Origin of the sequence: Jatrophihabitans lederbergiae, assembly GCF_031845305.1 — a bacterium.
In the GTDB taxonomy this organism is placed as follows: Bacteria; Actinomycetota; Actinomycetes; order Mycobacteriales; family Jatrophihabitantaceae; genus Jatrophihabitans_A; species Jatrophihabitans_A lederbergiae.
The window spans coordinates 1-1,941 of the sequence record NZ_JAVREH010000140.1 but is presented as its reverse complement, the minus strand read 5'-3'; the positions used below and the strand labels follow the sequence as shown (position 1 = coordinate 1,941).

Below are 1,941 nucleotides of genomic sequence, written 5' to 3'. Positions count from 1 at the left end.
TGTCGACGGCGCTCCAAAGCTGGTCGGTTCCGGCGCTTGAAAAGTGAGCGGTTGTGGGCAGTCTAGGTCTCGGTTTGGTCGGTGGTGGTGCGGATGCTGGGGAGGCTGTCGATGCCTCGTCCGCGGAGTCGGTAGCTGGCTCCTTTGAGGGTGAGCACGTCGGCGTGGTGGACGATGCGGTCGATCATCGCGGCGGCGACGGCTTGGTCGCCGAAGACACCGCCCCAGCCGCTGAATGGCAAGTTCGAGGTCAGCACGAGGGATGCGTGTTCGTAGCGGGATGAGACGAGTTGGAAGAAGAGGTTCGCGGCGTCTTGCTCGAACGGCAGGTAGCCGACCTCGTCGACGATGATCAGTCCGTAGCGCCGTAGCTTGGCCAGCTCCTGGGGCAGCCGTCCGGCTCGGTGGGCGTCGGTGAGGCGGGTGACCCAGTCGGTCGCGGTCGCGAACAGCACCCGGTGTCCGTGGCGGGCGGCCGCGACTCCCAGCGCGGTCGCCACGTGGGTCTTGCCGGTTCCGGGCGGGCCGAGCAGCACGACGTTGCGGGCCTCGGTCAGGAAACCGCCGGAGGCCAGCGCGCCCGCCTGCTGGCGGATCGCTGGTTGGGCATCGAAGTCGAAGTCCTCCAGGGTCTTGACCGCGCCGAACCCGGCCGCGCGGATCCGCAACTGAGCGCCGGAGGCGTTGCGGGCGCTGACCTCACGTTCCAGGACCGCGGCGAGATAGTCCTCATGGGTCCAGCCCGCGTCGCGGGCTTGATCGGCGAGCCGCGCGGCGGCCTCGGTGATCCGGGGTGCTTTCAGCGCGGCGGCGAGGTAGGTGATCTGCTTGACCGCGTCGGTGCTCTTCGCGGTGTTGTTGGCGGTGGCCATCAGCTGATCCCGTCGCCGGCGCTGAGCCCGAACGCGCGGTCGTAGTCGCTCAGATCCCGGGTGAGATCCTCTGCCGCGCCGACGACGGTGCGAGGCTGTTGGAACTGCTTGCGCATCCGACCGGCGGTCTCGACGTGTGCCTTGTCGGTGATGATCGTTCCCCTGGCCCAGACACGGGCATGTTCGGCGACGAGGCGGCCTTCGGCGCGGACCCGCACTCGTTGCAGATCCGCGGCCACATCGACCATCCGGCCGATCACGCTCGGGTCGACGGAGTAGTCGTTGGTGTCCAGACGGACGTAGTAGTCGCGGCCCAGCCGGATCTTGTTGCGCCAGCCCAGGTGCAGCGGAATCGGCGGCAACGGCAGCATCGCCGCCCGATCGGCGTCAATCAGCTCGACCGGGGCGACCTTGATCGTGCGGACCACCCGGGTGTTCGCCCTGCACAGCCAGTCGGCGAACTGGGCGTTGAAGTCCGCCGGGGAGGCGAACGCCCTGCCGGGCATGAACGAGGTCTCAAACCATCCGTTGCGGCGCTCCACCACTCCCTTGGACTCAGGGTCCCTCGGGGGAAGCAGCACCAGCCTGGTCGCCAAGGTCCCCATGAACGAGGCAACACCTTCGGCTCGGCGTTGGCCGCGGCCGATGCCAGGCTCGTTGTCCCAGATCAACCGTCGTGGAACCCGACCCAGCTGTTGGATCAGCTCCCACGAACCCAACAACAGGTCCTCCGTCTTGCGGGTCGGAATCATCCGGCCGGTCACGAACCGCGAATGCGCGGCAGTGATCACCAGCACCGGCAGCAGCTTGGCCGTGCCGTCCTCGAGCGGGATCTTCCGCGGCGGAAACCACAGGTCGCACTGCGCGGCGTCGCCGGGCGCCCAGACGATCCGATCAGCAGGATCGATCGGCCGGTGCTCAGGACGCAGCCGCTTGACGTTGTCGCGGAACCACCGGATCGAGCCCGTCCACCCCACCCGCTCGGCCAGCACCGTCGCCGGCATGTCCGGCACTTCCCTCAACAGCGCCCGCACTCGCGGCTCGAACACGGTGAACGACGTCGGGCTAG

General features: G+C 68.3%; 2 protein-coding genes. Both read right to left on the bottom strand.

Going from position 1 to position 1,941, the window contains the following annotated elements; all coding sequences use genetic code 11:
- Positions 1-62 precede the first annotated feature (62 nt).
- Positions 63-872, bottom strand: coding sequence for an IS21-like element helper ATPase IstB (istB, locus tag RM423_RS24535; RefSeq protein ID WP_311425660.1), 810 nt, complete (start codon positions 870-872; stop codon positions 63-65).
- On the bottom strand, positions 872-1,941 hold a 1,070-nt coding region (locus RM423_RS24530), incomplete at its 5' end, for a Mu transposase domain-containing protein (RefSeq protein ID WP_311425659.1). The genes RM423_RS24530 and istB, both read right to left, overlap by 1 nt.